We start from the raw sequence: 23,470 nt of genomic DNA, 5'->3' as shown, positions 1-23,470 counted from the left end.
ATGAGCAAGGAACAACTGGGCGGCGCCTTGGCCGACAAGCACGCGCTGGTGACGGGCGCCGGCAGCGGCATCGGCCTGGCGTGCGCGGGCGCCTTGCTGGACGCGGGCGCCCGGGTCACCCTGGCCGGGCGCGACGGCGCGCGGCTGGCGCGCGCGCGCATGCAGCTGGAAGAGGCGGGTCACGCGGGCAGGGTAGCCATCTGCATTCTTGACGTGAGCGTGGAAGCATCCGTGCAAGCGGGCTTCGCGCAGGCCGCCGCGCATTTCGGCCGCATCGATATATTGATCAATAACGCGGGGCAGGCGCATGCGGCACCGTTCGGCAAGACGGACGCCGCCATCTGGCAGCAGATGCTGGCCGTGAACCTGACGGGCGTGTTCCACTGCTGCCAGGCGGCCATGCCGGGCATGCTGGAGGCGGGCTGGGGGCGCATCGTCAATGTGGCGTCGACGGCGGGCCTGAAAGGCTATCGCTATGTCAGCGCCTATGTCGCCGCCAAGCACGGCGTGATCGGACTGACGCGCGCGCTGGCGCTGGAAGTGGCGCCGCGCGGCGTTACCGTCAACGCCGTTTGCCCCGGCTACACGGAAACAGAGATGGTGGCGCAGGCGGTGCAGAATATCGTGCGCAAGACGGGGCGCGGCGAAGACGCGGCGCGCGCGGAACTGGCCGCAGCCAATCCGCAGCAGCGTCTGGTGCAGCCACAGGAAGTGGCCGATGCGGTGGCCTGGCTATGCTTGCCCGCGTCGGCTGCCATGAATGGACAATCGATCGCCGTCGCCGGCGGTGAAGTCATGTAGACAATGGATAAAATGGACAATGAACGCGACCTCCCGCAGGCCGAACCGGTGCTGGACCTGGCCAGCCGCCTGACGCAGGACCACCACCAGTCGCTCAAGCTGTGGCTGCGCATGCTCTCGTGCACCGTGAAAATCGAAAACGAGGTGCGCACGCGCTTGCGCGCCAGCTTTGGCATTACCTTGCCCCGCTTTGATTTGATGGCGCAGCTCGAACGCTTTCCCGATGGCTTGCGCATGGGCGAACTGTCCAAGCGCATGATGGTCACGGGCGGCAATATCACGGGCATCACCGACCAGCTGGAGCAGGAAAAACTGGTGGTGCGCGTGGTCGACCCGAAAGATCGCCGCTCGTACAGCGTCAAGCTGACGCCAGCGGGCCGGCGCGCCTTCGACGAAATGGCCAGGGTGCACGAAGGCTGGATCGCCGAACTGCTGCAGGGCGTGACGCCGGACGACAAAACCCGATTGATCGACCTGCTGTCGCAGATGAAACAGCAGCTGAATGACATTTCCATAAAGGACTGACCATGCGCCATCTCCCCGGCCAGCCGCAAGACCTGCCAGGCAACCGCGCCAGCCTGGGCCATTACGCCGCGCGGCATTTCCTGTTTTCCGTCGATGCAGGCGTGGCCACATTGACCTTGCACCGGCCCGAGCGCAAGAATCCGCTCACCTTCGATTCGTATGCAGAATTGCGCGAGCTGTTTCGCGCGCTGGCGCATGCGGACGACGTCAAGGCCGTGGTGATCACTGGCAGCGGCGGCAATTTCTGCTCGGGCGGCGACGTGCACGACATCATCGGCCCGCTGACGCAGCTCGACATGCCCGGCTTGCTGGCGTTTACCCGCATGACGGGCGATGTGGTGAAAGCCATGCGCGCCTGCCCGCAGCCCATCATCGCCGCCATCGACGGCATCTGCGCGGGCGCCGGCGCCATGCTGGCGCTGGCTTCCGATATCCGCATCGGCACGGCGCGCAGCAAGACGGCCTTCTTGTTTACCCGCGTGGGCCTGGCCGGCTGCGACATGGGCGCCTGCGCCTTGCTGCCGCGCGTGATCGGCCAGGGCCGCGCCGCCGAACTGCTGTACACGGGCCGCTCCTTGCCGGGGGTGGAAGCCGAGCGCTGGGGTTGGTTCAACCGCCTGGTCGAACCGGAGGAATTGGGCGAAGCGGCGCAGCTGTTCGCCGCCGGCCTGGCCAGCGGCCCCACCTTCGCGCACGGCATGACAAAGAAAATGCTGCAGCAGGAGTGGAACATGGGCGTCGACGAAGCCATCGAGGCGGAAGCGCAGGCACAGGCCATTTGCATGGCCACCAACGATTTTCACCGCGCCTATCACGCCTTCGTAGCGAAGGAAAAACCGCAATTCGAGGGCGATTAAGACGATGAACAATACACGCGACACCACTTACCTGGACTGGCCGTTTTTCGAGGCGCGCCATGCCGAACTTGAACGCGATCTCGATGCCTGGGCAGCGCAGCACCTGAGCGATGCCCATGTCGCCGATGTCGATGCGGCTTGCCGCGCGCTGGTGGCCCAATTGGGGCAGGGCGGCTGGCTCGCGCATGCCACGGGTATCGACGGCAAGATCGACACGCGCGCCATTTGCCTGATGCGCGAAACCCTGGCACGCCATAACGGCCTGGCCGATTTCGCCTTTGCCATGCAGGGCCTGGGGTCGGGCGCCATCGGCCTGTTCGGCAGCGCGGAGAACAAGGCGCGCTATCTGCCGGACGTGGCCAGCGGCAAGCGCATCGCCGCCTTTGCCCTGTCCGAGCCGCAGGCCGGGTCGGACGTGGCGGCCATGGCATGCGCGGCGCGCCGCGACGGCGACGCGTATGTGCTTGACGGCGAAAAGACGTGGATCTCGAACGGCGGTATCGCCGACTTTTACGTGGTGTTCGCCCGCACGGGCGAGGCGCCCGGCGCGCGCGGCATCAGCGCCTTCATCGTCGACGCCGACAATCCCGGGCTGGAGATCGCCGAGCGCATCGCCGTGATCGCCCCCCATCCGCTGGCGCGCCTGCGTTTCAATAACTGCCGCGTTTCCGTGTCGCAGCGTCTGGGCGAGGCGGGGCAGGGCTTCAAGGTGGCGATGGCGACACTGGACGTGTTCCGCACGTCGGTGGCCGCCGCCGCGCTGGGCTTTGCGCGGCGCGCCTTCGATGAAGCGCTGCGCCACGCGACAAAGCGCCAGATGTTCGGCCAGACCCTGGCGGACTTCCAGCTGACGCAGGCCAAGCTGGCGCAGATGGCCACCGGCATCGACGCCGCCGCGCTGCTCACCTACCGCGCCGCTTGGCAGCGCGACCATGGCCGCAAGGTAACGAAGGAAGCGGCCATGGCCAAGCTGACGGCCACCGAGACGGCGCAGCAGGTGATCGACGCGGCCGTGCAACTGTTCGGCGGCATGGGCGTGGTCAGTGGACACCCGGTCGAGTGCCTGTACCGGGAAATTCGCGCCTTGCGCATCTACGAGGGGGCCAGCGAGGTACAGCAATTGATCATCGCGCGCGAACTGCTGCGCGAGGCGGCGGGCGCATGAACGGCATGAAGCGCATGAACAACGAGGAGAGCAAGATGCAAGTGCTGCAACCACCGGGATGGGCCAGGCCGCGCGGCTATGCGAATGGCGTGGCCGCCAGCGGACGCACGGTGTACGTCAGCGGCATGATAGGCTGGGATGCACAGGGCCAGTTCCACACGGACGACTTCGCGGGGCAGGTGCGCCAGGCGCTGCACAACATCGTCGCCGTGCTGGCCGAGGCGGGCGCCTTGCCCGAGCACATCGTGCGCATGAACTGGTATGTGCTCGACAAGAAGGAATATGTGGCGGCGTATCCGCAAATCGGCGTGGCCTATCGGGAAATTATCGGCAAGCACTATCCCGCCATGACGGCGGTGCAGGTCGCCGGCCTGATCGAGGATCGCGCACGTGTGGAAATCGAGGTGACGGCCGTGCTACCGCCATGATGGCTGTATAAAATATTGCATTAACAGCATTTCAATTAAAATAAATTAATGCAATTAATATATTACTCTGTGCTATATTGATATGCCGAAAATTCGCGGCAACCACACAGGGGGAGCGATGCAACAACAAATTATGCTGAAAATCAAGGCGGTGCGGCCCGCTACCTTGCTCGCTGGTGCCTTGCTGTGCATCGGTATCGTTCCTGTCGCCATGGCGCAGTCCTTGCTCAACGGCACGCAGGAAGCGCAGCTGTCCGCCTGGCTGGGCGAAGGGCCGCTGGCACTGACCTCCATCTACACGAAGTCGGCGGGCGACACTTCGTTTGACTTTCACCAGGCCGCCGATGGCAAGGGGCGCACGTTTTCCGTGATGCAGGCGAGCAACGCCGCCGGCCAGACCTGGCTGGTGGGCGGCTACAACCCGCAAAGCTGGAATTCGTCAGGTACTTACAACATGACGCCGGAAGCCCGTGACCGCACGGCCTTCATCTTCAACCTGACGTCGGGCCAGCATTTCCTGCAGACGCCGAAAACCTATGCGCTGGACACCGTGGGGTCGTATCAAACCTTCAATGATATCAACGCCGGGCCCACGTTTGGCATAGGCGCCGACCTGGGTATGTCGGCCGACCTGAGTACCAATGGTATTTCTTCGCGCTACTCGTACATCGATCCAGTCAATGGCATCTTTGGCGCCAGTTTGCTCGATGGCGCGCCGTATGGCTCCTATCCGAATGTCACATTTGGCGCCATGCAAGTGTTTAGCATCAGCGCCGTGCCCGAGCCGGCAAGCTACGCCATGATGGCTGTCGGTCTGCTCCTGCTGGGTAGCGTCCGGGGGCGCCGACGCCCGCAGCGTAGTCAACAAGCCTGAGTCCGCAGCATCGCGCCGTCCAGCCGGCGCAGCTGGCCGTGTTCATGCATGGCCGGCCCGTTGCGGCTATTGACGACGAGACAATATCGGTAGACGATGCTGACGAGATGGAAAATTTCCACTATGCATGTTTGTCTTTGCTGTTAATGCTTTGTAATAATGCTATTGTGAAATTAGACTGTCTTTCATGAGTCACCTTCCTCTTTCGGGCTCGCGCTGTGTTATTTAACTCATTTCCTTTTTTCCTGGTATTTTTGCCACTGGCGCTGCTCGGCTATTTTTTGCTGTCAAAATATTCCTTACGCCTTTCCATCATTTTCCTGTTGTTTGCCTCGGTCGCTTTTTATAGTTACTGGAATGTGTCTTACCTGCCTTTGCTGGCGTTGTCCGTCTGTTGCAACTTCGCCGTTGGCCGGGGCATATCGCAGCGCAAGGAGCAGGGCAGGGCGCGCAGCGCCAAGGCCTGGCTGATCGCCGGCCTGGCGTTCAACCTGTCGCTGCTGGTCTTTTTCAAATATTTTGATTTCCTGCTCAGTAATATAGCGGCGGTGACGGGCGCCCCGATCGCCGCCATGGGCATCACATTGCCCATCGGCATATCTTTTTTTACGTTTACCCAAATTGCTTACCTGGTCGATTGTCACGCAGGCAAGGTCAAAGATTATCAGCCTGAAAGTTACGGCTTGTTTGTCACGTATTTCCCGCACCTGATTGCCGGCCCCATCCTGCATCACAAGGAAATGATGCCGCAGTTCGTCGCGCCGGAATCGCACGTGTTCAGCCGTGGGCGGCTGGTCGTGGGGCTGGCGTTCTTCACCATCGGCCTGTTCAAGAAAGTGATCCTGGCCGATGGCGTGGCGCGCTATGTGGCGCCCGTGTTTGACCTCCATCATCAGCACCTGAGCATGCTGGAGGCGTGGGCCGGCACCCTGGCCTATACTTTCCAGCTGTACTTTGATTTCTCTGCCTATTGCGACATGGCTTACGGACTGTCCTACATGTTCGGCATTATTCTGCCGATCAATTTCAATTCGCCGTACAAGGCTGCATCGATCATCGATTTCTGGCGCCGCTGGCACATCACCCTGTCCAACTTCCTGCGCGACTATCTGTATATCCCCCTTGGCGGCAACCGCCAGGGGGCTTTTCAGCGCTACCGTAACCTCTTGCTGACCATGTTGTTGGGCGGACTCTGGCATGGCGCCAACTGGACCTTCCTCGTATGGGGTGCGCTGCACGGCGTCTACCTGATTATTAATCATGCACTGCGACATCTTCTGGGTGAGCGCAACAATCTGGCGCTTCGCCTGGCTGGCGGCGTCGTGACCTTTCTTGCGGTCGTGCTGGCCTGGGTTTTCTTCCGTGCCAGTTCGGTGACGGTGGCGTTCGATCTGCTGCGCGCCATGCTGGGCGGCACGCTGACGTTGCCCATGCAGGCAGGGGCGCTGGGCATGAACCGCATCATGGAGCTGGGGAGCTGCCTGTGGTGGCTGAGCGCCTGCGCGGCGATTGCCTTCTGCCTGCCGAATGCCTACCAGTTGCTGGGACGCGGCTTGCTGCGCCAGCGGGAGGCAGGATTGCATGGCACCCGTGGCGCCTTCCTGCTGGGCGCCATGTTGACGTTGTGCATGTTATTGCTGGCGATCAGCGAGACACGCGGCGTTTCCGAATTCTTGTACTTTAATTTCTAACTCATTCAACTCATTCCTATGCGCCCATTATTCGCAATCGGCCTCGGTGTCTTGGCCACGGCGCTGGTGCTGGAAGTCGTCCTGCAGTGCCTGCCCGTGGTGTCCGGCCTGCGCATGGAAGATAGCAGCGCCGCCGTGCCGTTCAACCGCTATTTGCCCCGGCAGCCATATGTGTATTCGCATGGCTGGGCGCTGGCCAATGCCCGGCGCGGCATGACGAACGCGCAGGGCTACAGTAATTCGGCCGACTTCCAGGACGGTGCTGCTGTGCTGGTGGCGGGCGACAGCTTTATTGAAAGCCTGATGCTCGACTATGCCGACACCGTGCAAGGCAATCTGGATCTGGCCCTGGGCGGCAAGGTCTATGCCGCGGCCGGTTCCGGCAACGGCCTGGCGGATGGCCTGGCAATGCTGCGCTATTACCAGCCGCGCCTGCATCCGCGCACGGTGGTACTGTTTGTCGATGCAGGCAACCTGAACGAACTGCTGGCGCCGGCACAGCGCGGACACAGCTATTTTGTCGTGAGCGGGCAGGCGGTGTCGGTCGTGCACAATCCGTATGTCGAATCGAAGGTCAAGCGCCTGGTGGCCCATTCGGCGCTGGCGCGCTACGTGTATTACAACCTGAAGCTGTCCGACTGGCTCCTGTCCAAGTTGCAGAACAGCAAACCGGCTGGCGCCGCCGGGGCTGTCCCGGCCGGCGCGCGCGAAGCGGCGCTGGAGTTTTATCTGACGCAGCTGCGCCAGGCGGGCGGCGCGGCGACGCGCATCATTTTTCTCGTCGACGGCGAGCGCAATGTGCTGTACGAGCCAGGCCGCGCCCAGCCGCAGTGGCATGGCGACAACCGCAGTGTCTTCATGGAACGGGCCAGGCAGCATGGCTACGCGCTGGTCGACATGCAGCCCGTCTTTGCGCAGCACTGGGCCGTGCGGCGCGAACGCATGGATTTCCTGCCCATGGATGGACACTGGAACAAGGTGGCGCATGGCCTGGCGGCGCAGCAACTGCTGCCTTTGCTCGCAACGGCCCCGACGCCATCGCCTGCCGCTGCGGGAAACTGAGCCTTCCGATAAGGTACGGCTTGCCAGACTATTAATGGACGGCTGCAGGCTGTATAATCCCGCTTCGCGTGTCGCCATCGTACAATGGATAGTACAAGGTCCTCCTAAGACTTAAATGCAGGTTCGATTCCTGCTGGCGACACCACATTCCACGCAGCGCGCGTCGGCGGCCCGAGTCCATGCGGGTAGCAATTTACTGATCGATGGCGATTGAAGTCCGAGTTATCGGTACAATGCGTGCTTCATTCATCTAATCGGCGGCTGTTTTGCACACCACGTGGTGTGCGCGAGACGGCGCCCGAGCACTCTTACTCATTATGGCTGTCATTTCTCTTTCATCGGCGCAACTTGCGTTCGGTCACGTCGCGCTGCTCGATCACGCGGAATTTTCACTGGAAACCACGGAGCGGGTCGGCTTGATCGGCCGCAACGGCACGGGTAAATCGTCGCTGTTGAAGGTTATTTCGGGCAAGTTCAAGCTCGATGACGGCTTGTTGGTAATGCAGCAAGGCATCAAGATCGCGTATGTGGAGCAGGAACCGCAATTCGATCCGGACATGTCCGTGTTCGACGCCGTCGCTTCCGGCATGGGCGAATCGCAGGCGTGGCTGAAGGAATACGATGCGCTGACGGGCCAGTTTGGCCAGGGCAATGACGACGAACTGATGGAGCGCATGCACGACATCCAGGTGAAACTCGATGCGGCCGATGCGTGGAGCTTGCCGAACAAGGTGGAAACCGTGCTCGACCGTTTGAACCTGACGGGCGACATGCTGATGAAAACCCTGTCGGGCGGGATGCAAAAGCGCGTGGCGCTGGCGCGCGCGCTGGTGTCGGCACCCGACGTGCTGCTGCTCGATGAGCCCACCAACCATCTGGACTTCAGCTCCATCCTGTGGCTGGAAGGCTTGCTGCGCGACTTCAAGGGCAGCGTGCTGTTCATTACCCATGACCGCTCCTTCCTCGACAATGTCGCTACGCGCATCATCGAGCTCGACCGTGGCCGCTTGCTGTCGTATCCGGGCAACTTCACGGCTTACCAGACCCGCAAGGCGGAGCAGCTGGAAATCGAAGAAGTGGAAAACGCCAAGTTCGACAAGTTCCTGGCTCAGGAAGAAGTATGGATACGCAAGGGCGTCAAGGCTCGCCGCGTGCGCGACGAAGGCCGCGTGCGCCGCCTGGAAGCGCTGCGCCTGACGCGCAATGCGCGCCGCGACCAGCAGGGACAAGTCAAGCTGGACGTGTCGGCCGGCGAACGCTCGGGCAAGATCGTGGCGGACCTGGAAAACGTCTCGAAGATCTATGGCGACAAGGTCATCGTCAAGGATTTCAGCGCCACCATCTTGCGCGGCGACAAGGTCGGCCTGATCGGCGCCAACGGCGCCGGCAAGACCACCTTGCTGAAGATGATCCTGGGCCAGGAAGAGTCGGACACGGGCACCATCCGCCTGGGCACCAAGCTGCAAGTGGCGTATTTCGACCAGATGCGCACGCAGCTGAACGAAGAAGCCAATCTGATGGAAACCATTGCGCCGGGTAGCGACTGGGTCGAGATCAATGGCCAGCGTCGCCACGTGATGACCTATTTGAACGACTTCCTGTTTGCGCCGGAACGCGCCCGTTCGCCCGTCAAGTCGCTGTCCGGCGGCGAGCGCAACCGTTTGCTGCTGGCGCGTTTGTTCGCCAAGCCGGCCAACGTGCTGGTGCTCGATGAGCCGACCAATGACCTGGATATCGACACACTGGAATTGCTGGAAGAGTTGCTGGAAGAATACACGGGCACCGTTTTCCTGGTCAGCCATGACCGCACCTTCCTCGACAACGTGGTCACGCAAGTGATCGTCGCCGAAGGCGAGGGCAAGTGGCGCGAATTCGTCGGCGGCTACACGGACTGGGAGCGCGTGCGCACCTTGCCGATCGCTACGGCGCCAGCCAGCAAGCCGGCCGTGAAGGTCGACGCCGCCACACCGGCCGCCAAGCAGAAAAAGCTCAGCTACAAGGAACAGCGCGAGCTGGAAGAGTTGCCGAAGCTGATCGCCAAGCTGGAAGACGAACAATCGGTGCTGGCTGCCGAGCTGTCGCACCCGGACTTCTACAAGAAGACGCCGGCCGAAGGCAAGCGCCTGAACGCGCGCGTGGCCGAGATCGAAGGCCAACTGCTGGAAGCGCTGGAAAAGTGGGAGCAAATCGAGGCACGCGCCAACGGCTGATGCTTTTTTGCATACCCTGTTGTAATTAAGTCAGGATTATTTGCCACGGCAACAGTCCCGCTTGATATAATTATATAATTATATTTATTACATCGGGGGATGCATGTTTGTCATGAAAAACACGCGCTCCGGACCACCGCGTCCGGCGCGTGGCTCTTCCTCCGATGCGCGGCACTATGTTTGACCGCGCCGCCTTGCCCCGGGTAGCGCCATTTCTGGCCTATCTCTCCTTCATTTTCATTGCCGACATGCTCGGTCGCCTGGGCATTGCCGCGCAGGAGTTGCGCTGGCTGTATGCCGTCAAGATCGGCGTCGTGCTGGGCATGTTGTTGTACTGGCGCCGCAGTTACACTGAATTGATGTGGACGCCGTTGGGCGCGCGTGCCATTCTCGGGGCGCTGATAACAGGTCTTGTTGTTTTTCTGCTCTGGATCAATCTCGACGCAAGCTGGATGCGCATTGGCAACCCCGACGGCTTCGATCCCCGTACCGATGGCCGTATCGAATGGAGCCTGGTCGTGTTGCGCATCGCCGGCGCGGCGCTGGTGGTGCCCGTGATGGAAGAGCTGTTCTGGCGCTCCTTCCTGTTGCGCTGGATCGACAAGGCGGATTTTTTGCGGGCCGATCCGCGCCTGGCCAGCACCAAGGCCTTCGCCATCAGCGTGCTGCTGTTTGGCTTTGAACATAATTTATGGCTGGCCGGCATGGTGGCCGGTGCGGCATATAGTTTGTTGTACATGCGTAGCCAGTCCCTGTGGTCACCTGTCCTCGCGCATGGCGTGACGAACGGCGTGCTAGGGCTCTGGATTATTTCTGGTGGGCACTGGATTTACTGGTAGTATTGTCTATCAACTGTGTGATCTTTCAAAGACAAAATCCATGTTGAATTCCTTGCGTAAAAAAGCAATTGCCGCCGCCATGTCGGCAGCTCCACGTCTGCACGGTGCGCTGCTGGTGGCGGGGACTCTGGCCAGTGGCGCCGCGCTGGCCGATATCAGCGACACCATCAAGCCGTTTGTCGCCACGACCTATTCCTACGATGACAACCTGATGCGCTTGCCGGACAACACGCCGGGTTTTTCCGGCCCCCGTTCGGACACCTCGACGATGCTGCAGGCCGGTTTCCTGTTCAACCGTCCCATCGGCCGCCAGATACTGACGGGCCAGGCCAAATGGTCGAAGGTGAGCTTCAACCGCTTCAACCAGTTCGACTACGACGGCAAGGACTTTCTGGCCGACCTGGAGTGGCATATCGCCAATCACCTCGAAGGCCATGCGGGCGCCAGCTATGCGCAGACGCTGACGCCGTTCAGTGACTTCCAGAGCACGGCGCGCAATTTGCGCACGCAGCGGCGCGAATACCTGAACGGCGCCTGGCGCTTCCACCCCAGCTGGCGCGTGCGCGGCGGCCTGTCGCGCGACCGCTATTCGTATGATTTGCCGTCGCAGGCCTTTTCCAACTGGACGGAAGACGCTACCGAGCTGGGCGTGGACTATCTGGCACCCAGCAACAGCCGCATCGGCGTGCAATTGCGCCACCTGAACGGCAAGTATCCGAACCGTAGCGCGCTTGAATCGAACGTGTACGGCAGCGGCTACCGCCAGGACGAGATCAAGGCGAACATCTACTGGGCGCTGAGCGGCATCACGCAGCTGGAGTTTCTCGGTGGCTGGGTACGTCACCGCAACAACCTGTTGTCCGGGCGCGATGTCAGCGGCACCAACGGGCGCCTGAGCATGTACTGGCAGCCGCTGGGCAAGGTGAATTTCACGGGCATGGTCTGGCGCGAATTCGGCTCGGTCGACAATTCGCTGGTGACGAGCAGCCTGAACACGGGCGCCAGCGTATCGGCAGCCTGGACGGCGACGTCGAAGGTGCGCGTCGATGCGCTGCTGCGCCAGGAGCGGCGCGATTTCTCCGCCATCAGCGGCCTGGTGCTGCCGGGCGATGGCCGCGATACCACCCGCACAGCCTCGCTGGGCGTCACGTACGCGCCATATCAGAAAATCCAGCTTGGCGTGCGCCTGTTCCAGGAGCGGCGCGAAGGCGTCGCCATCATCGATAGCGGCAGCTATCGGGCCAAGGGTATTTCCTTCAATGGCAGCGTCCAGTTTTAAAGATCAACATGACTGTCAATGATATACCCCTGATTTCGTTCTTTCAGCGCGTCCTCGACCCGATCATCATCATGGGCTTGCTGTACCTGATGACGGTTTTGTCGGGTTCGCCTTTTACCGGCTATACGCTGGTGCTGATGATACTGGCCGTCTTCATTTCGTCGACGGTGTTCCAGCATGTCGATCCCTATCGCACCTGGCGCAGCGGTCGCATGCTGGCCTATGCGCGCGATATCCTGGTGGGCTGGACGATCGTCGCGCTGATCCTTGTCTTCCTGGGCTCGGCCACGGGTCTGGCCTATCATTTCGATACCGAAGTGGTGCTGGCCTGGCTTGTCCTCACGCCCTTCGTGCTGCTGGCCGGGCACCTGGCCGGGCGCAAGTTCAGTCTGCATCCGGACGGCGACAGCGAGGTGCGCTCGGTGGTCATCATCGGCGCCAATGACGCCAGCCTGAAGTTTGCCGCCACCATCGAGCGCAATGCCAACCTGTTCATGCACGTGCACGGTTTCTTTGACGACCGCACGGACGACCGCTGGCCGGAAAAGATGCGCGAACCCATGCTGGGGCGCATGGATGATATCGCCAGCTATGTGCGCGAACACAATATCAAGATGATCTTCATCAGCCAGCCTATTTCGGCCCAGCCGCGCATCCGCAAGATGCTCGACGAGCTTGAAGATACGACGGCTTCCGTGTATTTTTTGCCCGATATCTATATCTTTGACCTGATGCAGGCGCGTTTCGACAACGTGGGCGGCATGCCCGTCATCGCCATCCGCGAATCGCCATTCACGGGCTTTAACAGCATGGTCAAGCGGGGCAGCGATATCGTGCTGGGCCTGGTGATCCAGGTGCTGCTGCTGCCGGTGATGCTGGTGATTGCTATCGCCGTCAAGAGCACCTCGAAAGGCCCTGTGATTTTCCGCCAGCGCCGCTATGGCCTGTATGGCGAAGAGATCGTGGTCTACAAGTTTCGCTCCATGACGGTGGGCGAAGATGGCGACAATGTCGTGCAGGCCACCAAGAACGACCAGCGGGTGACGCGGGTGGGCGCCTTTTTGCGCCGCAGTTCGCTCGATGAGCTGCCGCAATTTCTCAACGTCCTGCAGGGACGCATGAGCATCGTCGGGCCGCGCCCCCATGCGGTGGTGCACAACGAGCAGTACCGCAAGCTGATCAAGGGCTACATGCTGCGCCACAAGGTCAAGCCCGGTATTACGGGCTGGGCCCAGGTCAACGGTTTACGGGGCGAGACGGAAACGCTCGACAAGATGGAGGCGCGCATCCATTTCGACCTCGATTACCTGCGCAACTGGTCGCTGTGGCTGGACCTGTGGATTATCGCGCGCACGGTGAAAGTGGTGCTGGCGCGCGAGAACGCGCATTGAGCATACGCCCGGTGCGAGCAGGAAAAAATAGCGTTTGAATATACTTTGCACGGAGTCAATACGCGTTAAAATGGAGCATCTTCCAGAGCACCTGCGCATCGTGCGACCGCTGCGCTCTCACCCAGCCGTGAGTCGTGCCGGCCATGCCGCCACAGGCAAGCGATGATGTCACCGTGTTGCGGCACATTACTTTCCTCTTGGAAAGGGTTTGCGCTGTGTGCAGTATCCGGCCTTGCCCCTGCCGGTCGTTGCGTCCTCCTGACGGGCAGTCGTCGGGACGGCACGCGCCAACTATCATGTTTAAAGTCAGTCTGAACCACGCAATACATGATTTTTTGCAATCAAGTAGACTGCGGAAATAGTTGTTTTTATGTCTTATTAGTAGATTTTTAAGCAAATATTTCCCTTGTCGTCGTGCATTATGTGTATTATGTTTACAATATTGTTAATTATTTGACGAATAACTATTTTCGGGGAAATTTGTGCCGTGCCGTGCCATCTGGCCTTGGGCCGCTACACTGTGCCGGATTTTCCACCCGTCATACCCGTCATCCGAAGGAGCACGCTTGAATCACTATATTCACTCCCGTCGCGCGCCGCGTTTGCTGTGCGCCGCCCTGATCCTGCTGGCCGCTGCCGGCCTGTCCGCCTGCGGCAACAAGGAAAAAAAAGCTGGCCAGGCGCTGGCCAGCGTGAATGGCGAAGAAATCACCGTCTTGCAGTTGAATGAAGAGTTGCAGCGCGCCGGCGTGCAGGCACCGCAGCAGGCTGCGGCCAGCAAGCAGTTGCTCGAGTCGCTGATCGACCGCCAGTTGCTGCAGAATGAAGCGACCAAGGAAAAGGTCGACCGCGATCCGAAAGTCATGCAGGCCATCGAGCGCGCCAAGGCACTGATCGTTGCCCAGGCATACATGCAAAAGCGCATCGGCGCGGCGACCCGTCCCAGCAAGGCGGAAGTGGACGAGTATTTCGCGAAAAATCCCCTGTTTTTCAGCCAGCGCAAGCAGTTCGATTTGCGCGAGCTGGTGATTCCGACGGCGGCGCTGAACGATGAGCTCAAGGCCGTGATGGACCGCGCCAAGTCACTGGAAGAAGTGGCGCAATGGCTCGATGAACACAAGATCGCGTATGGCCGCAGCCAGGTGTCGCGCACCAGCGCCGACCTGGCCCCCGAACTGAGCAGCAAACTGCAGTCCATGCCCAAGGGCCAGCTGTTCATCGTGCGCGAAGGCGAGCGCAGCCTGCTGATCGCACTGGCCGATATCAAGGACAGCCCGGTGGGCCTGGACGCGGCGGCGCCGCAAATCGAACAGTTCCTGGCCAGTAAAAAGAACAAGGATGCTGCCGAGGCGGAACTGAAACGTTTGCGCGCCAGCGCCAAGATCGAGTATTTCAACAAGGACGCCCCGGCGGCGGCATCGGCCAGCGCATCGGCAGCGGCCCCGGCCCCGGCGCCTGCGGCAGCGGCGCCGGCGAACAGCGCGCATGAAGCCAATGAGCGCGGCGTCGCGGGATTGAAATAAGTGACGTATCGACAAGTAGTTCAACATCAGCAATCTACCAACGGGAATCTGTAATCATGAAACGACTCGCAAACTGGATGATGGCGGCCTTTCTGGCCCTCGCCGCAGGCATGGCCGGTGCAGCCGATGTCCCCCTTGGGGCTGGTGACGTGCTGAAAATTTCCGTCTACGGCAACCCCGACCTGGGCCTGGAGACGCGCGTCAGCGAAGCGGGGGAAATCACCTTCCCGCTGGTGGGGGCGGTAGCCGTCGGCGGTTTGTCCACGTCGGCAGCGGAAAAGAAACTGGGTGGCCTGCTCGAGAGCGGCGGCTTCCTGCGCAAGGCGCAAGTAAACATCATCGTCACCAGCCTGCAAAGCCAGCAGGCGTCCGTGCTGGGCCAGGTGAACCGCCCGGGCCGCTACCCGGTGGAAGGCAAGCGCAGCGTGATGGACATGCTGGCCATGGCCGGCGGCGTGAGTCCTGACGGCGCCGACCAGATCACCGTGATCCGCAAGCGCGGCGGCAATGCCACGCGCGAGGTGGCTGATATCCTCGACATCGTGCGCAACGGCGACCTGAAGGGCGACACGGAGGTGGGCGGCAACGACATCATTTACGTGGAACGCGCGCCGCGCTTCTACATCTACGGTGAAGTGCAGCGCCCGGGCGCATTCCGCCTGGAACGCAATATGACCGTCCTGCAAGCCTTGTCCGTGGGCGGCGGCCTGACGGTGCGCGGCACCGAGCGCGGCGTGCGCGTCAAGCGTCGCAATGCGGAAGGCCAGATGGAAGTGCTGTCGGTCAAGCATGATGACCTGCTGCGCGTCGACGATGTCGTGTATGTCCAGGAAAGCCTGTTCTAAGAGCAACTGGCTCCCTATCTTTTTGTATTGAAAGTTTCCAAATGAACCTCACCCAACTATTGCTGATCCTTCGGGCGCGCAAGAAGATTGTGCTGCTGACCTTGATGATCACCGTGGCACTGGCCCTGGGCGTCAGCCTGGTGCTGCCGAAGACCTACAAGGCCACCAGCACCTTGCTGCTGAACTACAAGGGGGTCGATCCCCTGACCGGCATGACCATGCCAGGACAGTTGCTGCCCGGCTACATGGCCACCCAGGTCGATATTATCGGCAGCAAGAACGTTGCCTTGCGCGTCGTCGACCAGCTGGAACTGGCGCGTAGCCCCGCCGTGATCGCCCAGTTCAATGAAGCGGCACAAGGCAAGGGCACGGTGCGCGACTGGCTGGCCGACTTGCTGCTGAAGAAACTTGAAGTGATGCCGTCGCGCGAAAGCAGCGTGGTCGATGTCAGCTTCAAGGGCGCCGATCCGCAATTCGTGGCGGCCGTGTCGAATGCCTTTGCGGAACAGTATCAAAAGGTCAGCATCCAGCTGAAGGTCGACCCGATGCGCAAGGCGACGACGTACTTCGATGACCAGACAAAATTGCTGCGCGATAACGTCGAGCGCGCGCAAAGCCGCCTCTCGAAATACCAGCAGGACAATGGCATCGTCAGCGTCGATAACCGTCTCGATGTGGAATCGAACCGCCTGAACGACCTGTCGGCGCAGCTGGTGCTGGCGCAAGGCCAGGCCATGGAAGCCAATTCGCGCCAGCGTATGGCGCAGGGCGGCAACCTGTCCGAATCGCCCGATGTGGCCTCGAATCCGCTGATCCAGAGCCTGAAACTGGGCCTGGGCAACGCTGAGGGTAAATTGGCCGAACTGGGCCAGCGCCTGGACCGCAATCACCCGCAATATCAAAGCGCCAAGGCAGAAGTGGACAAGCTGCGCCGCGACCTGGCCGAACAGACGCGTTCGACCTCGCAAAGCGTCGGCAACAATGCGCAAATCCTGCAGCAGCGCGAAGGCGCGATCCGTGCCGCACTGGCGGCGCAAAAAGCCAAGGTGCTGGAACTGAACCGGACGCGCGATGAAATGGGCGTGCTGAGCAAGGATGTGGAAAGCGCCCAGCGCGCCTTCGACGTGACCTCGCAGCGCCTGTCGCAGACGCGTATCGAAGGCCAGGCGGAGCAATCCGATATCGCCATGCTGAACCCGGCCACCGCGCCGATCGAGCCGGACAGCCCGAAGATTCCCCGCAACGTGCTGCTGTCGATCTTCCTCGGCCTCATGCTGGGCTGCGGCATCGCGCTGCTGGCCGAATTGCTGGACCGCCGTATCCGTTCCGACCTGGACCTGAGCGAAGTGCTGCAGATTCCCGTGTTCGGCGTGGTCGACTGGAAACCTAAACAGCGTCGCATGCGCGGCATGCTGCCGCGCCGTTTGCGCCTGAACTGAGATGGAACCTATCATGACTTCAAGTCCACCCCTCCTCAATAGCACGACGCCGCTGGTGCGCGGCGCCGATTCCAGCATTGGCGGCCTGTTGCTCGAATCGGGCAAGATCACACCGGAAAACGCCGAACGCGTGCTGCGCATGCAAAAGGAACTGGGCATCCGCTTCGGCGAAGCGGCCGTGCGCCTGGGCCTGATCACGGAAGCCGATATCGAGCAAGTGCTGGCACGCCAGTTCGACTATCCCTACCTGCAGCCGGGTGCCGGCAAGTATCCGCAGGAACTGGTGGCCGCCTACCAGCCATTCAGCCACCAGGTGGAAACCCTGCGCGCCGTGCGCAGCCAGCTGATGCTGCGCTGGTTCGCCCGCGGCAGCAAGTCGCTGGTGGTGCTGGGCATGGAGCCGGGCGACGGCGCCAGCCTGTTCGCGGCCAACCTGGCGGTGGTGTTTTCCCAGCTGGGCGAGCATACGCTGCTGGTTGACGCCAACCTGCGCGCGCCGCGCCAGCATGAAATCTTCGACTTGAAAACGCGCCAGGGCCTGTCCGACGTGCTGGCCGGCCGCGCCGAACTCGATATCATCGCCAAGGTGGAATCGTTTGTCGCGCTGTCGGTGCTGGCCGCCGGCACCTTGCCGCCGAATCCGCAGGAATTGCTCAGCCGTAGCTCCTTCGTCACGCTCAACAAGCAGTTGGAAAGCCGCTACGACGTGGTGCTCTACGACGTGCCGGCGTATGCCACCGGTTCCGATGCGCTCGCCGTGGCGGCGCGTGCCGGCGGCGTGCTGCTGGTCGCCCGCAAGAACAAGACGCCGATGGCGGAGGTGGCGGCCATGACCGAGCAAATGACGCATAGCGGTGCCCAGGTGGTCGGTTCCGTGATGGTCGACTTTTGATGGCTGCGCCTGGCCATGCCATGCCGCCGGAGCGGGTCGGCCGGTCCGCCGTGCCGGACTGGCTGCCGCTGGCGCTGGGCTTCCTGGCGATGCTGGTGCCCAGCCTGGTCGGGCTGTTTCGCGGCATCTGGTCCACCGAAGAGCAGGCGCACGGCCCCATCATCCTGGCCCTGTCGCTGTGGCTGATCTACCGCAAATGGCCCGAGATGCTGGCGCAGAGCGCCGGCGCCCGTTCGGCGCGGACCGGCTGGCCGCTGCTGGTCGTCGCGCTGCTGCTGTATGTGCTGGGCCGTTCGCAGCAAATCCTGTCGCTGGAAATCCTCGCCCTGATCGGCACCGGCCTGGCGCTGCTGCTGCTCAAGCGCGGCTGGGTTGCCGCGCGCATCCTGTGGTTCCCCTTCTTCTTCATGCTGTTCATGGTGCCGCTGCCGCTGCCGCTGGTGACGACCCTGACCATGCCGATGAAGATGGCTGTTTCCTATGTCACCGAACACCTGCTTTTCATGGCCGGCTATCCGATAGCGCGCAACGGCGTGATCCTGCAGATCGGCCAGTACCAGCTGCTGGTGGCCGACGCCTGCGCCGGTTTGCAGACCTTGCTGACGCTCGAAGCGCTGGGCCTGTTCTACCTGAACCTGGTGCGGCACACTTCGCCGTTCCGCAACATCGTGCTGGCCCTGCTGATCGTGCCGATTTCCTTTACCGCCAACGTCATCCGCGTGATGGTGCTGACCCTGATCACATATTACTTCGGCGATGCGGCCGGGCAGGGCTTCCTGCATGGCTTTGCCGGCATGGTGCTGTTCATTTCCGCGCTGTTGCTGATCCTCAGCGTCGATAGCTTGCTGCAGTGGATCGTGCGCAAACGCCAGGCACGCCGTGCGCCAACCATGGGAGCGTCGACATGAACGCGGCATTGCGCATGAATGTCCTGCTGGGCGCCTTGTTGCTGGGCGCGGCCATTCTCAGCCATGGCATTGCGCCGGGCGTGAAACTGGCCGACCAGCGGCCCAGTTTTTCGCTGGAGGCGGCGATTCCGCAAGCCTTCGGCGAGTGGCGCGTCGACAGTTCGATCGTGCCGCTGCAGGTGGACCCGGACACCCAGGCGCGCCTGAACAAGATCTACAACCAGACCCTGTCGCGCACCTACATCAATACACAAGGCGAACGGGTGATGCTGTCGATCGCGTACGGCGGCGACCAGAGCGACAACATGGGCGTGCACAAGCCGGAAGTGTGCTACGCGGCGCAGGGCTTCCAGGTCGAGCGCGACGAGTATGGCGAGCTGGCCTCGGCCTATGGCAGCCTGCCCGTGAAGCGTTTACTGGCCGTGAATGGCAATCGCAGCGAGCCCATCACGTACTGGATCACCATCGGCGACAAGATCAGCAAAGTGGGCATGCAGCAGCGCCTGGCACAATTGCGCTACGGCCTGACGGGCACCGTCGCCGACGCCATGCTGTTCCGCGTGTCGAGCATCGATACGGATTTGCCGCGCGCGTATCGCTTGCAGGCCAGCTTCGTCAACGGCTTGCTGGCCAGCATGCCGGCGGCGGACCGGGGACGCCTGATCGGCGCGCCGCCCGGATGAGGCATGGCTTGAAAGATGAGACAGCGCCAGGTGGCAGATAGCGGGAATCATGAGCAGCGACATCAATAAGAAAAGCGTCAGCGCCGTGAAGTGGGCGGCGATGGGAACGGTCCTCATGTTTGGCCTGCAGCTGGTCACGCAAGTGGTGCTGGCGCGCCTGCTGGGGCCGGAAAACTACGGCTTGTTCGCCATGGGACTGATTGTGCTGACATTTAGCAACTTTCTGGCCGATTTCGGTTTTTCCTGGGGGCTGGTGCAAAACCGCACGCTCAGCGAGGAGGACGTGCGCTTCACCGTGACGTGGCAGGCGCTGACGGGCCTGGCGGCCATGACCTTGCTGTTTTTCATGGCGCCCTGGATCGCCGCGTACTTCAAGGAGCCGCGCATCGCGCCCGTGATCGCCTGGATGAGCCTGACTTGCCTGCTGAACGCGCTGACGGCGCCGGGCAGCAGCCTGCTGCGGCGCGCGCTCGATTTCCGCTGGCTCAACATCATCCAGGTGAGCAGCTACAGCGTCGGCTATCTGCTGGTGGGCTTGCCGCTCGCGTATGCGGGCGCCGGCGTGTGGACGCTCGTGTGCGCCTGGCTGGGGCAGTCGGCCACGGCGCTGGTGCTGACATATGCGCGCACGCGTTTCTCGCTCAGGCCGCTGTTTTGGTACGAAGGCGCGCGGCGTTCGACGAATGTGGGCGTGACGGTATTCGTGACGAATCTGTGCAACTGGTGCCTGAATAATATGGACCGCGTGTTCCTGGGCCGCTTCCTCAACGCCCACGCGGTGGGCGTGTATGCGGTCGGCTACAACCTGGCCAATACGCCCAATTCGCTGTTCCTGAGCGCCTTGCAGCCGGCGTTCCTGGCCACGGGCGCCAAGCTGCAGGACGACTTGCCGCGCCTGCGCGACACCTATCTGTCGGTGCTGGCGACCATCTGGATCGTCATCCTGCCGCTGTTCGTGTTGCTGGCGATGACGGCGCCGGACCTGATCGGCGTGTTGTACGGCAGGGTGTGGCAAGAGTCGGGCATCGTGCTGAGCATCCTGGCACTGGCCATGCCCGCGTATATCACGTGGGGCATGTCGACGCCGATTTTATGGAATACGGGCGGCAAGCACCTGGAAAGCCTGCTGCAGATGCCGCTGATCGGGCTGGCCGGCGCGGCGCTGTACCTGTGGGCGGGGCAGGGCGTGGCGGTGGTCGCTATGATCGCCGCCGGCACCCTGCTGGCGCGCGCGCTGGTGGTGGGTACGGTGGCGTGCGCGCGCTTGGGCGTGCGTGCCGGGGAACTGGCGCCGCTGGCCGCGCGTGGCCTGGCCATGGGCTTGCTGGCCGCAGCCGGCAGCTGGGGCGGCGCGGTACTGGGCGGTCTGGCTGGCAGCCATCCGCTGCCGGCATTTTTGGGTGGCGCGCTGTTCGGCGGCCTGACCCTGCTGCTGGCAGTGCTGGCCTGGCCGGGCTTGCTGGGCACGCGCGTGGTGGGCATGCTGGCACGCTTCAGTCCGCCCCTGCCGGCGCGCGTGGGCAGTTATCTGCGCGAGCGCTGCAGCGCCTGAGGCGGAGCAGGGCAGGGAAATACCGATCAAGCGGCGCGTTGCGCCTGCGACAATTTACTGGATACGCGAGAATCACATGAGTGAAATACTGTTTGGCCTGTTTGCTCTGATCAGCGCGCTGCTGGTGGTGTTCGTCATCGCCTTGAGCATTCATTGGGGGAATAAACGCGAGACGGGCCTGGTGCCCTATGTGTTTTACTTCGTCATGCTGTCGATCGCGGTGACGGCCATCCTGTCAAACCGCGATATCTCCGGCAGTGAAGTCTTGCTGACGGTGAAAACGGTGCGCCATCCGCTCGGCGTCTGGTTTGGACGGCTGACCTCGCTGTTCGTGATCTTTGCGTGCGGCGAGCGCATCCTGCACCGCCTGGTGACGCGCGAAGTACAGAAACCGATGCCGATGCTGCTGTTCTGGGCCCTGCTGATCTATTTCCTGACGAATATTGTCAGTCCCGCTTTCCTGGGCAGCCATGTCGACGTATCGCATGAATACCTGTACATGTTCCTGGCCGGCTATGCGGGATTGCTGATGACGCCGCGCGAGGTCGACAGGAGCATCGTGTCGATGCGCAATGCGACGCTGCTGTTCCTGGTGCTCAGCGCGGCCGTCGTGGCCTGGAACCCGAACATGGTGCTCAACAAGAACTACCATGGCCTGCTGCCCTTCCTCAGCGTGCGTTATGCGGGCCTGGCCAGCCATGCGAACAGCCTGGCGCCGATGGTGGTCGCTTTCTTGCTGTGCCTGTGGCGCAAGCCCTATGCCTGGCGGTCGCTGAATCTGTTTGCCTGGGGGTTGGGACTGTCCAGTCTGCTGCTGACGCAATCGAAAACCAACTGGATCGCCTGCATCCTGTGCTTTGCCTGCATCGCGTATTTCGGTTTCCGCGAGCAGATCAAGGAACGGCTGTTCGATTACCGCCGGCCGCAGCTGTCGATCATCGGTATTTTCGGTTTCATCCTGCTGTGCGTGTTGGGCATGTTGTTGGTGATGTTTGGTAATATCGACGCCAAATTGGCGCGCTTCGCCTCGAGCAATGAAGGCTTTGAACTGCTCAGCTTGACGGGGCGTGACGTGATCTGGCAGGTGGCAGTGCAGGAGTGGCACAAGAGCCCCGTGTTCGGCTACGGTTTGCCGCTCTGGGATGACGCTTTCCGCCTGAGCATCGGCATGCCGTATGCCACGCATGCGCACAGCCAGTTCTACCAGAGCCTCGCCAGCGCCGGCACCATCGGCGCCGTCGGCCTGGTGCTGTACGTGATCGTGCTGCTGTACGGTGCGGCACGCACGGCTACGGCCAGCGGTGGCATGTCGATGGCCTTGTTCGTGCTCATCGCCAGTCGCTCGTTCAGTGAAGTGCCCCTGTCGCTGGCCGGTTTCGCCGCCGAGGCGCTGACGCATCTGCTGCTGCTCATCATCGTGGCCGCCTACTATCCGACGGCCGACAGGCAGGCTGTCCGGGCGCGCAAGGTCCGCGTGCCGGGAATGGCGTAATGCTGTGTTCGGTCATCATCCCGCTGTATAACAAGGGCCCGTATGTCGAAGCGACCCTGGCGTCGGTGCTGGCGCAGACGCACGGCGATTGGGAAGTGCTGGTAGTCGACGACGGTTCCAGCGACGATGGCGCGCAGCGCGTGCTGGCCTGCCCGGATGCGCGCGTGCGCCTGATCCGCCAGGCGAATGGCGGCGTGTCGCGCGCGCGCAACCACGGCATCGCCGAGGCGCGGGGCGAACTCGTGTGTTTTCTCGACGCGGACGACCTGTATGCGCCCGATTACCTGCGCACGCAGGTGGACCTGGCGCAAGCCTTTCCCGACGACTGTTTTTTTGCCACCGGCTACACCAGTTTCGCCCCCGGCAGCACGCCGGACATGGCCGCAGCACCGGTCGCGCCCGCGCAGGCGCAGCGCATCGATGAATTCTTTACGCATTTCAACCACCACTGGCCCTTCTTCTGCACCAATTCCGTCGCCGTGCGGCGCGCGGCGCTGGCCGCGCTGCAGCCGTGTTTTCCGGAAGGCGAGCAATTTGGCGAAGACCTCGACTTGTGGTTTCGCCTGGCCGAGCGCCATCGCCTGATCCTGGCGGCGGCGCCCCTGGTGGCCTACCGGCGCGAAGTGGGCGGCAGCCTGACGGCTATCCTGGGGCGCGACGTGGTCTTGCCCGTGTTTCTGCGACTCGAAGCACGCGCGCGTGCCTGGCCTGCCAGCAATGGGGCTCGCCGGCCCGCCTTGCTGCTGGCGTCGAATGCGCGCGTGGCCGTGGTGCGCGAATTGCTCGAAAATGGCCGGCGCGGCGCGGCCCTGGCCGAACTGGCGCGCGCTGCACGCCATGGCGTGACGCGCCACTGGTGGACGTCGGCCGCCATGTGCGTGTTGTTTACGCCGGGCATGACACGGCGCTGGTCCTTGTGGCGTAAATCACGCACCCCCGCTTAATTCCAGCGTTACGGCTGGGCATTTCGGTATAATTGCGACGTGCGTCCGAGTTCTTCGGGCGCAGAATCTC

21 protein-coding genes and 1 tRNA gene are annotated in these 23,470 nt (G+C 62.2%); all 22 read left to right on the top strand.

Annotated elements, in window-relative coordinates; genetic code table 11:
• Entirely contained in the window at positions 1 to 801 is an 801-nt protein-coding gene (locus ACQ4W0_RS02955) for an SDR family NAD(P)-dependent oxidoreductase (RefSeq protein ID WP_436575423.1), read from the top strand.
• A 12-nt stretch (positions 802 to 813) separates the two neighbouring features.
• A complete protein-coding gene (locus ACQ4W0_RS02950; protein WP_436575422.1) occupies positions 814 to 1,326 on the top strand; it encodes a MarR family winged helix-turn-helix transcriptional regulator in 513 nt (170 codons plus the stop codon).
• Positions 1,327 to 1,328: 2 nt separating this feature from the next.
• Positions 1,329 to 2,183 (top strand): enoyl-CoA hydratase family protein, encoded by an 855-nt coding sequence (locus tag ACQ4W0_RS02945; protein WP_436575421.1) that lies wholly within the window; start codon positions 1,329 to 1,331, stop codon positions 2,181 to 2,183.
• A 4-nt stretch (positions 2,184 to 2,187) separates the two neighbouring features.
• Positions 2,188 to 3,348 carry an acyl-CoA dehydrogenase family protein gene (locus ACQ4W0_RS02940; protein WP_436575420.1) on the top strand — a complete coding sequence of 387 codons (1,161 nt, stop codon included), beginning with the start codon at positions 2,188 to 2,190 and terminating at the stop codon, positions 3,346 to 3,348.
• A gap of 35 nt (positions 3,349 to 3,383) precedes the next feature.
• The gene (locus ACQ4W0_RS02935; RefSeq protein ID WP_436575828.1) at positions 3,384 to 3,776 is read left to right on the top strand and encodes a RidA family protein; all 393 of its coding nucleotides are present in this window, start codon (positions 3,384 to 3,386) and stop codon (positions 3,774 to 3,776) included.
• Positions 3,777 to 3,894: 118 nt separating this feature from the next.
• The gene (locus ACQ4W0_RS02930) at positions 3,895 to 4,650 is read left to right on the top strand and encodes a PEP_CTERM-anchored TLD domain-containing protein (protein WP_436575419.1); all 756 of its coding nucleotides are present in this window, start codon (positions 3,895 to 3,897) and stop codon (positions 4,648 to 4,650) included.
• A 359-nt stretch (positions 4,651 to 5,009) separates the two neighbouring features.
• Positions 5,010 to 6,341, top strand: a complete 1,332-nt coding sequence (locus ACQ4W0_RS02925) for an MBOAT family O-acyltransferase (RefSeq protein ID WP_436575418.1) — start codon at positions 5,010 to 5,012, stop codon at positions 6,339 to 6,341.
• Between the two features lie 18 nt (positions 6,342 to 6,359).
• On the top strand, positions 6,360 to 7,403 hold the full coding sequence (locus tag ACQ4W0_RS02920; protein WP_436575417.1) for a hypothetical protein: 1,044 nt from the start codon (positions 6,360 to 6,362) through the stop codon (positions 7,401 to 7,403).
• A 70-nt stretch (positions 7,404 to 7,473) separates the two neighbouring features.
• A tRNA-Arg gene (locus ACQ4W0_RS02915) sits at positions 7,474 to 7,548 on the top strand.
• 172 nt (positions 7,549 to 7,720) lie between these two features.
• The gene (locus ACQ4W0_RS02910) at positions 7,721 to 9,613 is read left to right on the top strand and encodes an ATP-binding cassette domain-containing protein (RefSeq protein WP_436575416.1); all 1,893 of its coding nucleotides are present in this window, start codon (positions 7,721 to 7,723) and stop codon (positions 9,611 to 9,613) included.
• Positions 9,614 to 9,777: 164 nt separating this feature from the next.
• The gene (locus tag ACQ4W0_RS02905) at positions 9,778 to 10,452 is read left to right on the top strand and encodes a CAAX prenyl protease-related protein (protein WP_436575415.1); all 675 of its coding nucleotides are present in this window, start codon (positions 9,778 to 9,780) and stop codon (positions 10,450 to 10,452) included.
• A gap of 40 nt (positions 10,453 to 10,492) precedes the next feature.
• Positions 10,493 to 11,731 (top strand): XrtB/PEP-CTERM-associated polysaccharide biosynthesis outer membrane protein EpsL, encoded by a 1,239-nt coding sequence (gene epsL / locus ACQ4W0_RS02900; RefSeq protein WP_436575414.1) that lies wholly within the window; start codon positions 10,493 to 10,495, stop codon positions 11,729 to 11,731.
• An 8-nt stretch (positions 11,732 to 11,739) separates the two neighbouring features.
• On the top strand, positions 11,740 to 13,122 hold the full coding sequence (locus tag ACQ4W0_RS02895; RefSeq protein ID WP_436575413.1) for an undecaprenyl-phosphate glucose phosphotransferase: 1,383 nt from the start codon (positions 11,740 to 11,742) through the stop codon (positions 13,120 to 13,122).
• A 566-nt stretch (positions 13,123 to 13,688) separates the two neighbouring features.
• On the top strand, positions 13,689 to 14,645 hold the full coding sequence (locus ACQ4W0_RS02890) for an EpsD family peptidyl-prolyl cis-trans isomerase (RefSeq protein ID WP_436575412.1): 957 nt from the start codon (positions 13,689 to 13,691) through the stop codon (positions 14,643 to 14,645).
• A gap of 56 nt (positions 14,646 to 14,701) precedes the next feature.
• The gene (gene epsE / locus ACQ4W0_RS02885; protein WP_436575411.1) at positions 14,702 to 15,490 is read left to right on the top strand and encodes a polysaccharide export protein EpsE; all 789 of its coding nucleotides are present in this window, start codon (positions 14,702 to 14,704) and stop codon (positions 15,488 to 15,490) included.
• A gap of 41 nt (positions 15,491 to 15,531) precedes the next feature.
• A complete protein-coding gene (gene epsF, locus ACQ4W0_RS02880; RefSeq protein ID WP_436575410.1) occupies positions 15,532 to 16,929 on the top strand; it encodes a chain length determinant protein EpsF in 1,398 nt (465 codons plus the stop codon).
• Positions 16,930 to 16,942: 13 nt separating this feature from the next.
• Positions 16,943 to 17,821: a chain length determinant protein tyrosine kinase EpsG gene (gene epsG, locus ACQ4W0_RS02875; protein ID WP_436575409.1), complete on the top strand. Its 879-nt coding sequence runs from the start codon at positions 16,943 to 16,945 to the stop codon at positions 17,819 to 17,821.
• On the top strand, positions 17,821 to 18,729 hold the full coding sequence (gene xrtB, locus ACQ4W0_RS02870) for an exosortase B (protein WP_436575408.1): 909 nt from the start codon (positions 17,821 to 17,823) through the stop codon (positions 18,727 to 18,729). Before epsG ends, xrtB begins: the two co-directional genes overlap by 1 nt.
• On the top strand, positions 18,726 to 19,412 hold the full coding sequence (gene epsI / locus ACQ4W0_RS02865) for an exosortase-associated protein EpsI, B-type (RefSeq protein ID WP_436575407.1): 687 nt from the start codon (positions 18,726 to 18,728) through the stop codon (positions 19,410 to 19,412). The genes xrtB and epsI overlap by 4 nt, the downstream gene beginning before the upstream one ends.
• Positions 19,413 to 19,461: 49 nt before the next feature.
• A complete protein-coding gene (locus tag ACQ4W0_RS02860; RefSeq protein ID WP_436575406.1) occupies positions 19,462 to 20,964 on the top strand; it encodes a lipopolysaccharide biosynthesis protein in 1,503 nt (500 codons plus the stop codon).
• A 76-nt stretch (positions 20,965 to 21,040) separates the two neighbouring features.
• On the top strand, positions 21,041 to 22,456 hold the full coding sequence (locus ACQ4W0_RS02855) for an O-antigen ligase family protein (RefSeq protein WP_436575405.1): 1,416 nt from the start codon (positions 21,041 to 21,043) through the stop codon (positions 22,454 to 22,456).
• Positions 22,456 to 23,400: a glycosyltransferase family 2 protein gene (locus ACQ4W0_RS02850; RefSeq protein WP_436575404.1), complete on the top strand. Its 945-nt coding sequence runs from the start codon at positions 22,456 to 22,458 to the stop codon at positions 23,398 to 23,400. The genes ACQ4W0_RS02855 and ACQ4W0_RS02850 overlap by 1 nt, the downstream gene beginning before the upstream one ends.
• Positions 23,401 to 23,470 lie beyond the last annotated feature (70 nt).

The organism is Janthinobacterium breve, assembly GCF_051380895.1.
In the GTDB taxonomy this organism is placed as follows: Bacteria; Pseudomonadota; Gammaproteobacteria; order Burkholderiales; family Burkholderiaceae_D; genus Janthinobacterium.
Note: the sequence above shows the minus strand (reverse complement) of the source record. Positions and strands in the feature narration are given on the sequence as shown.

Coding starts and splice junctions, on each gene's coding strand:
- ACQ4W0_RS02930 (WP_436575419.1), top strand. CDS start 3,895: ATGCAACAACAAATTATGCTGAAAATCAAGGCGGTGCGGCCCGCTACC.
- epsI (WP_436575407.1), top strand. CDS start 18,726: ATGAACGCGGCATTGCGCATGAATGTCCTGCTGGGCGCCTTGTTGCTG.
- ACQ4W0_RS02920 (WP_436575417.1), top strand. CDS start 6,360: ATGCGCCCATTATTCGCAATCGGCCTCGGTGTCTTGGCCACGGCGCTG.
- epsE (WP_436575411.1), top strand. CDS start 14,702: ATGAAACGACTCGCAAACTGGATGATGGCGGCCTTTCTGGCCCTCGCC.
- epsF (WP_436575410.1), top strand. CDS start 15,532: ATGAACCTCACCCAACTATTGCTGATCCTTCGGGCGCGCAAGAAGATT.
- ACQ4W0_RS02855 (WP_436575405.1), top strand. CDS start 21,041: ATGAGTGAAATACTGTTTGGCCTGTTTGCTCTGATCAGCGCGCTGCTG.
- epsL (WP_436575414.1), top strand. CDS start 10,493: ATGTTGAATTCCTTGCGTAAAAAAGCAATTGCCGCCGCCATGTCGGCA.
- ACQ4W0_RS02935 (WP_436575828.1), top strand. CDS start 3,384: ATGCAAGTGCTGCAACCACCGGGATGGGCCAGGCCGCGCGGCTATGCG.
- ACQ4W0_RS02940 (WP_436575420.1), top strand. CDS start 2,188: ATGAACAATACACGCGACACCACTTACCTGGACTGGCCGTTTTTCGAG.
- ACQ4W0_RS02895 (WP_436575413.1), top strand. CDS start 11,740: ATGACTGTCAATGATATACCCCTGATTTCGTTCTTTCAGCGCGTCCTC.
- ACQ4W0_RS02955 (WP_436575423.1), top strand. CDS start 1: ATGAGCAAGGAACAACTGGGCGGCGCCTTGGCCGACAAGCACGCGCTG.
- epsG (WP_436575409.1), top strand. CDS start 16,943: ATGACTTCAAGTCCACCCCTCCTCAATAGCACGACGCCGCTGGTGCGC.
- ACQ4W0_RS02950 (WP_436575422.1), top strand. CDS start 814: ATGGACAATGAACGCGACCTCCCGCAGGCCGAACCGGTGCTGGACCTG.
- xrtB (WP_436575408.1), top strand. CDS start 17,821: ATGGCTGCGCCTGGCCATGCCATGCCGCCGGAGCGGGTCGGCCGGTCC.
- ACQ4W0_RS02905 (WP_436575415.1), top strand. CDS start 9,778: ATGCGCGGCACTATGTTTGACCGCGCCGCCTTGCCCCGGGTAGCGCCA.
- ACQ4W0_RS02860 (WP_436575406.1), top strand. CDS start 19,462: ATGAGCAGCGACATCAATAAGAAAAGCGTCAGCGCCGTGAAGTGGGCG.
- ACQ4W0_RS02945 (WP_436575421.1), top strand. CDS start 1,329: ATGCGCCATCTCCCCGGCCAGCCGCAAGACCTGCCAGGCAACCGCGCC.
- ACQ4W0_RS02850 (WP_436575404.1), top strand. CDS start 22,456: ATGCTGTGTTCGGTCATCATCCCGCTGTATAACAAGGGCCCGTATGTC.
- ACQ4W0_RS02910 (WP_436575416.1), top strand. CDS start 7,721: ATGGCTGTCATTTCTCTTTCATCGGCGCAACTTGCGTTCGGTCACGTC.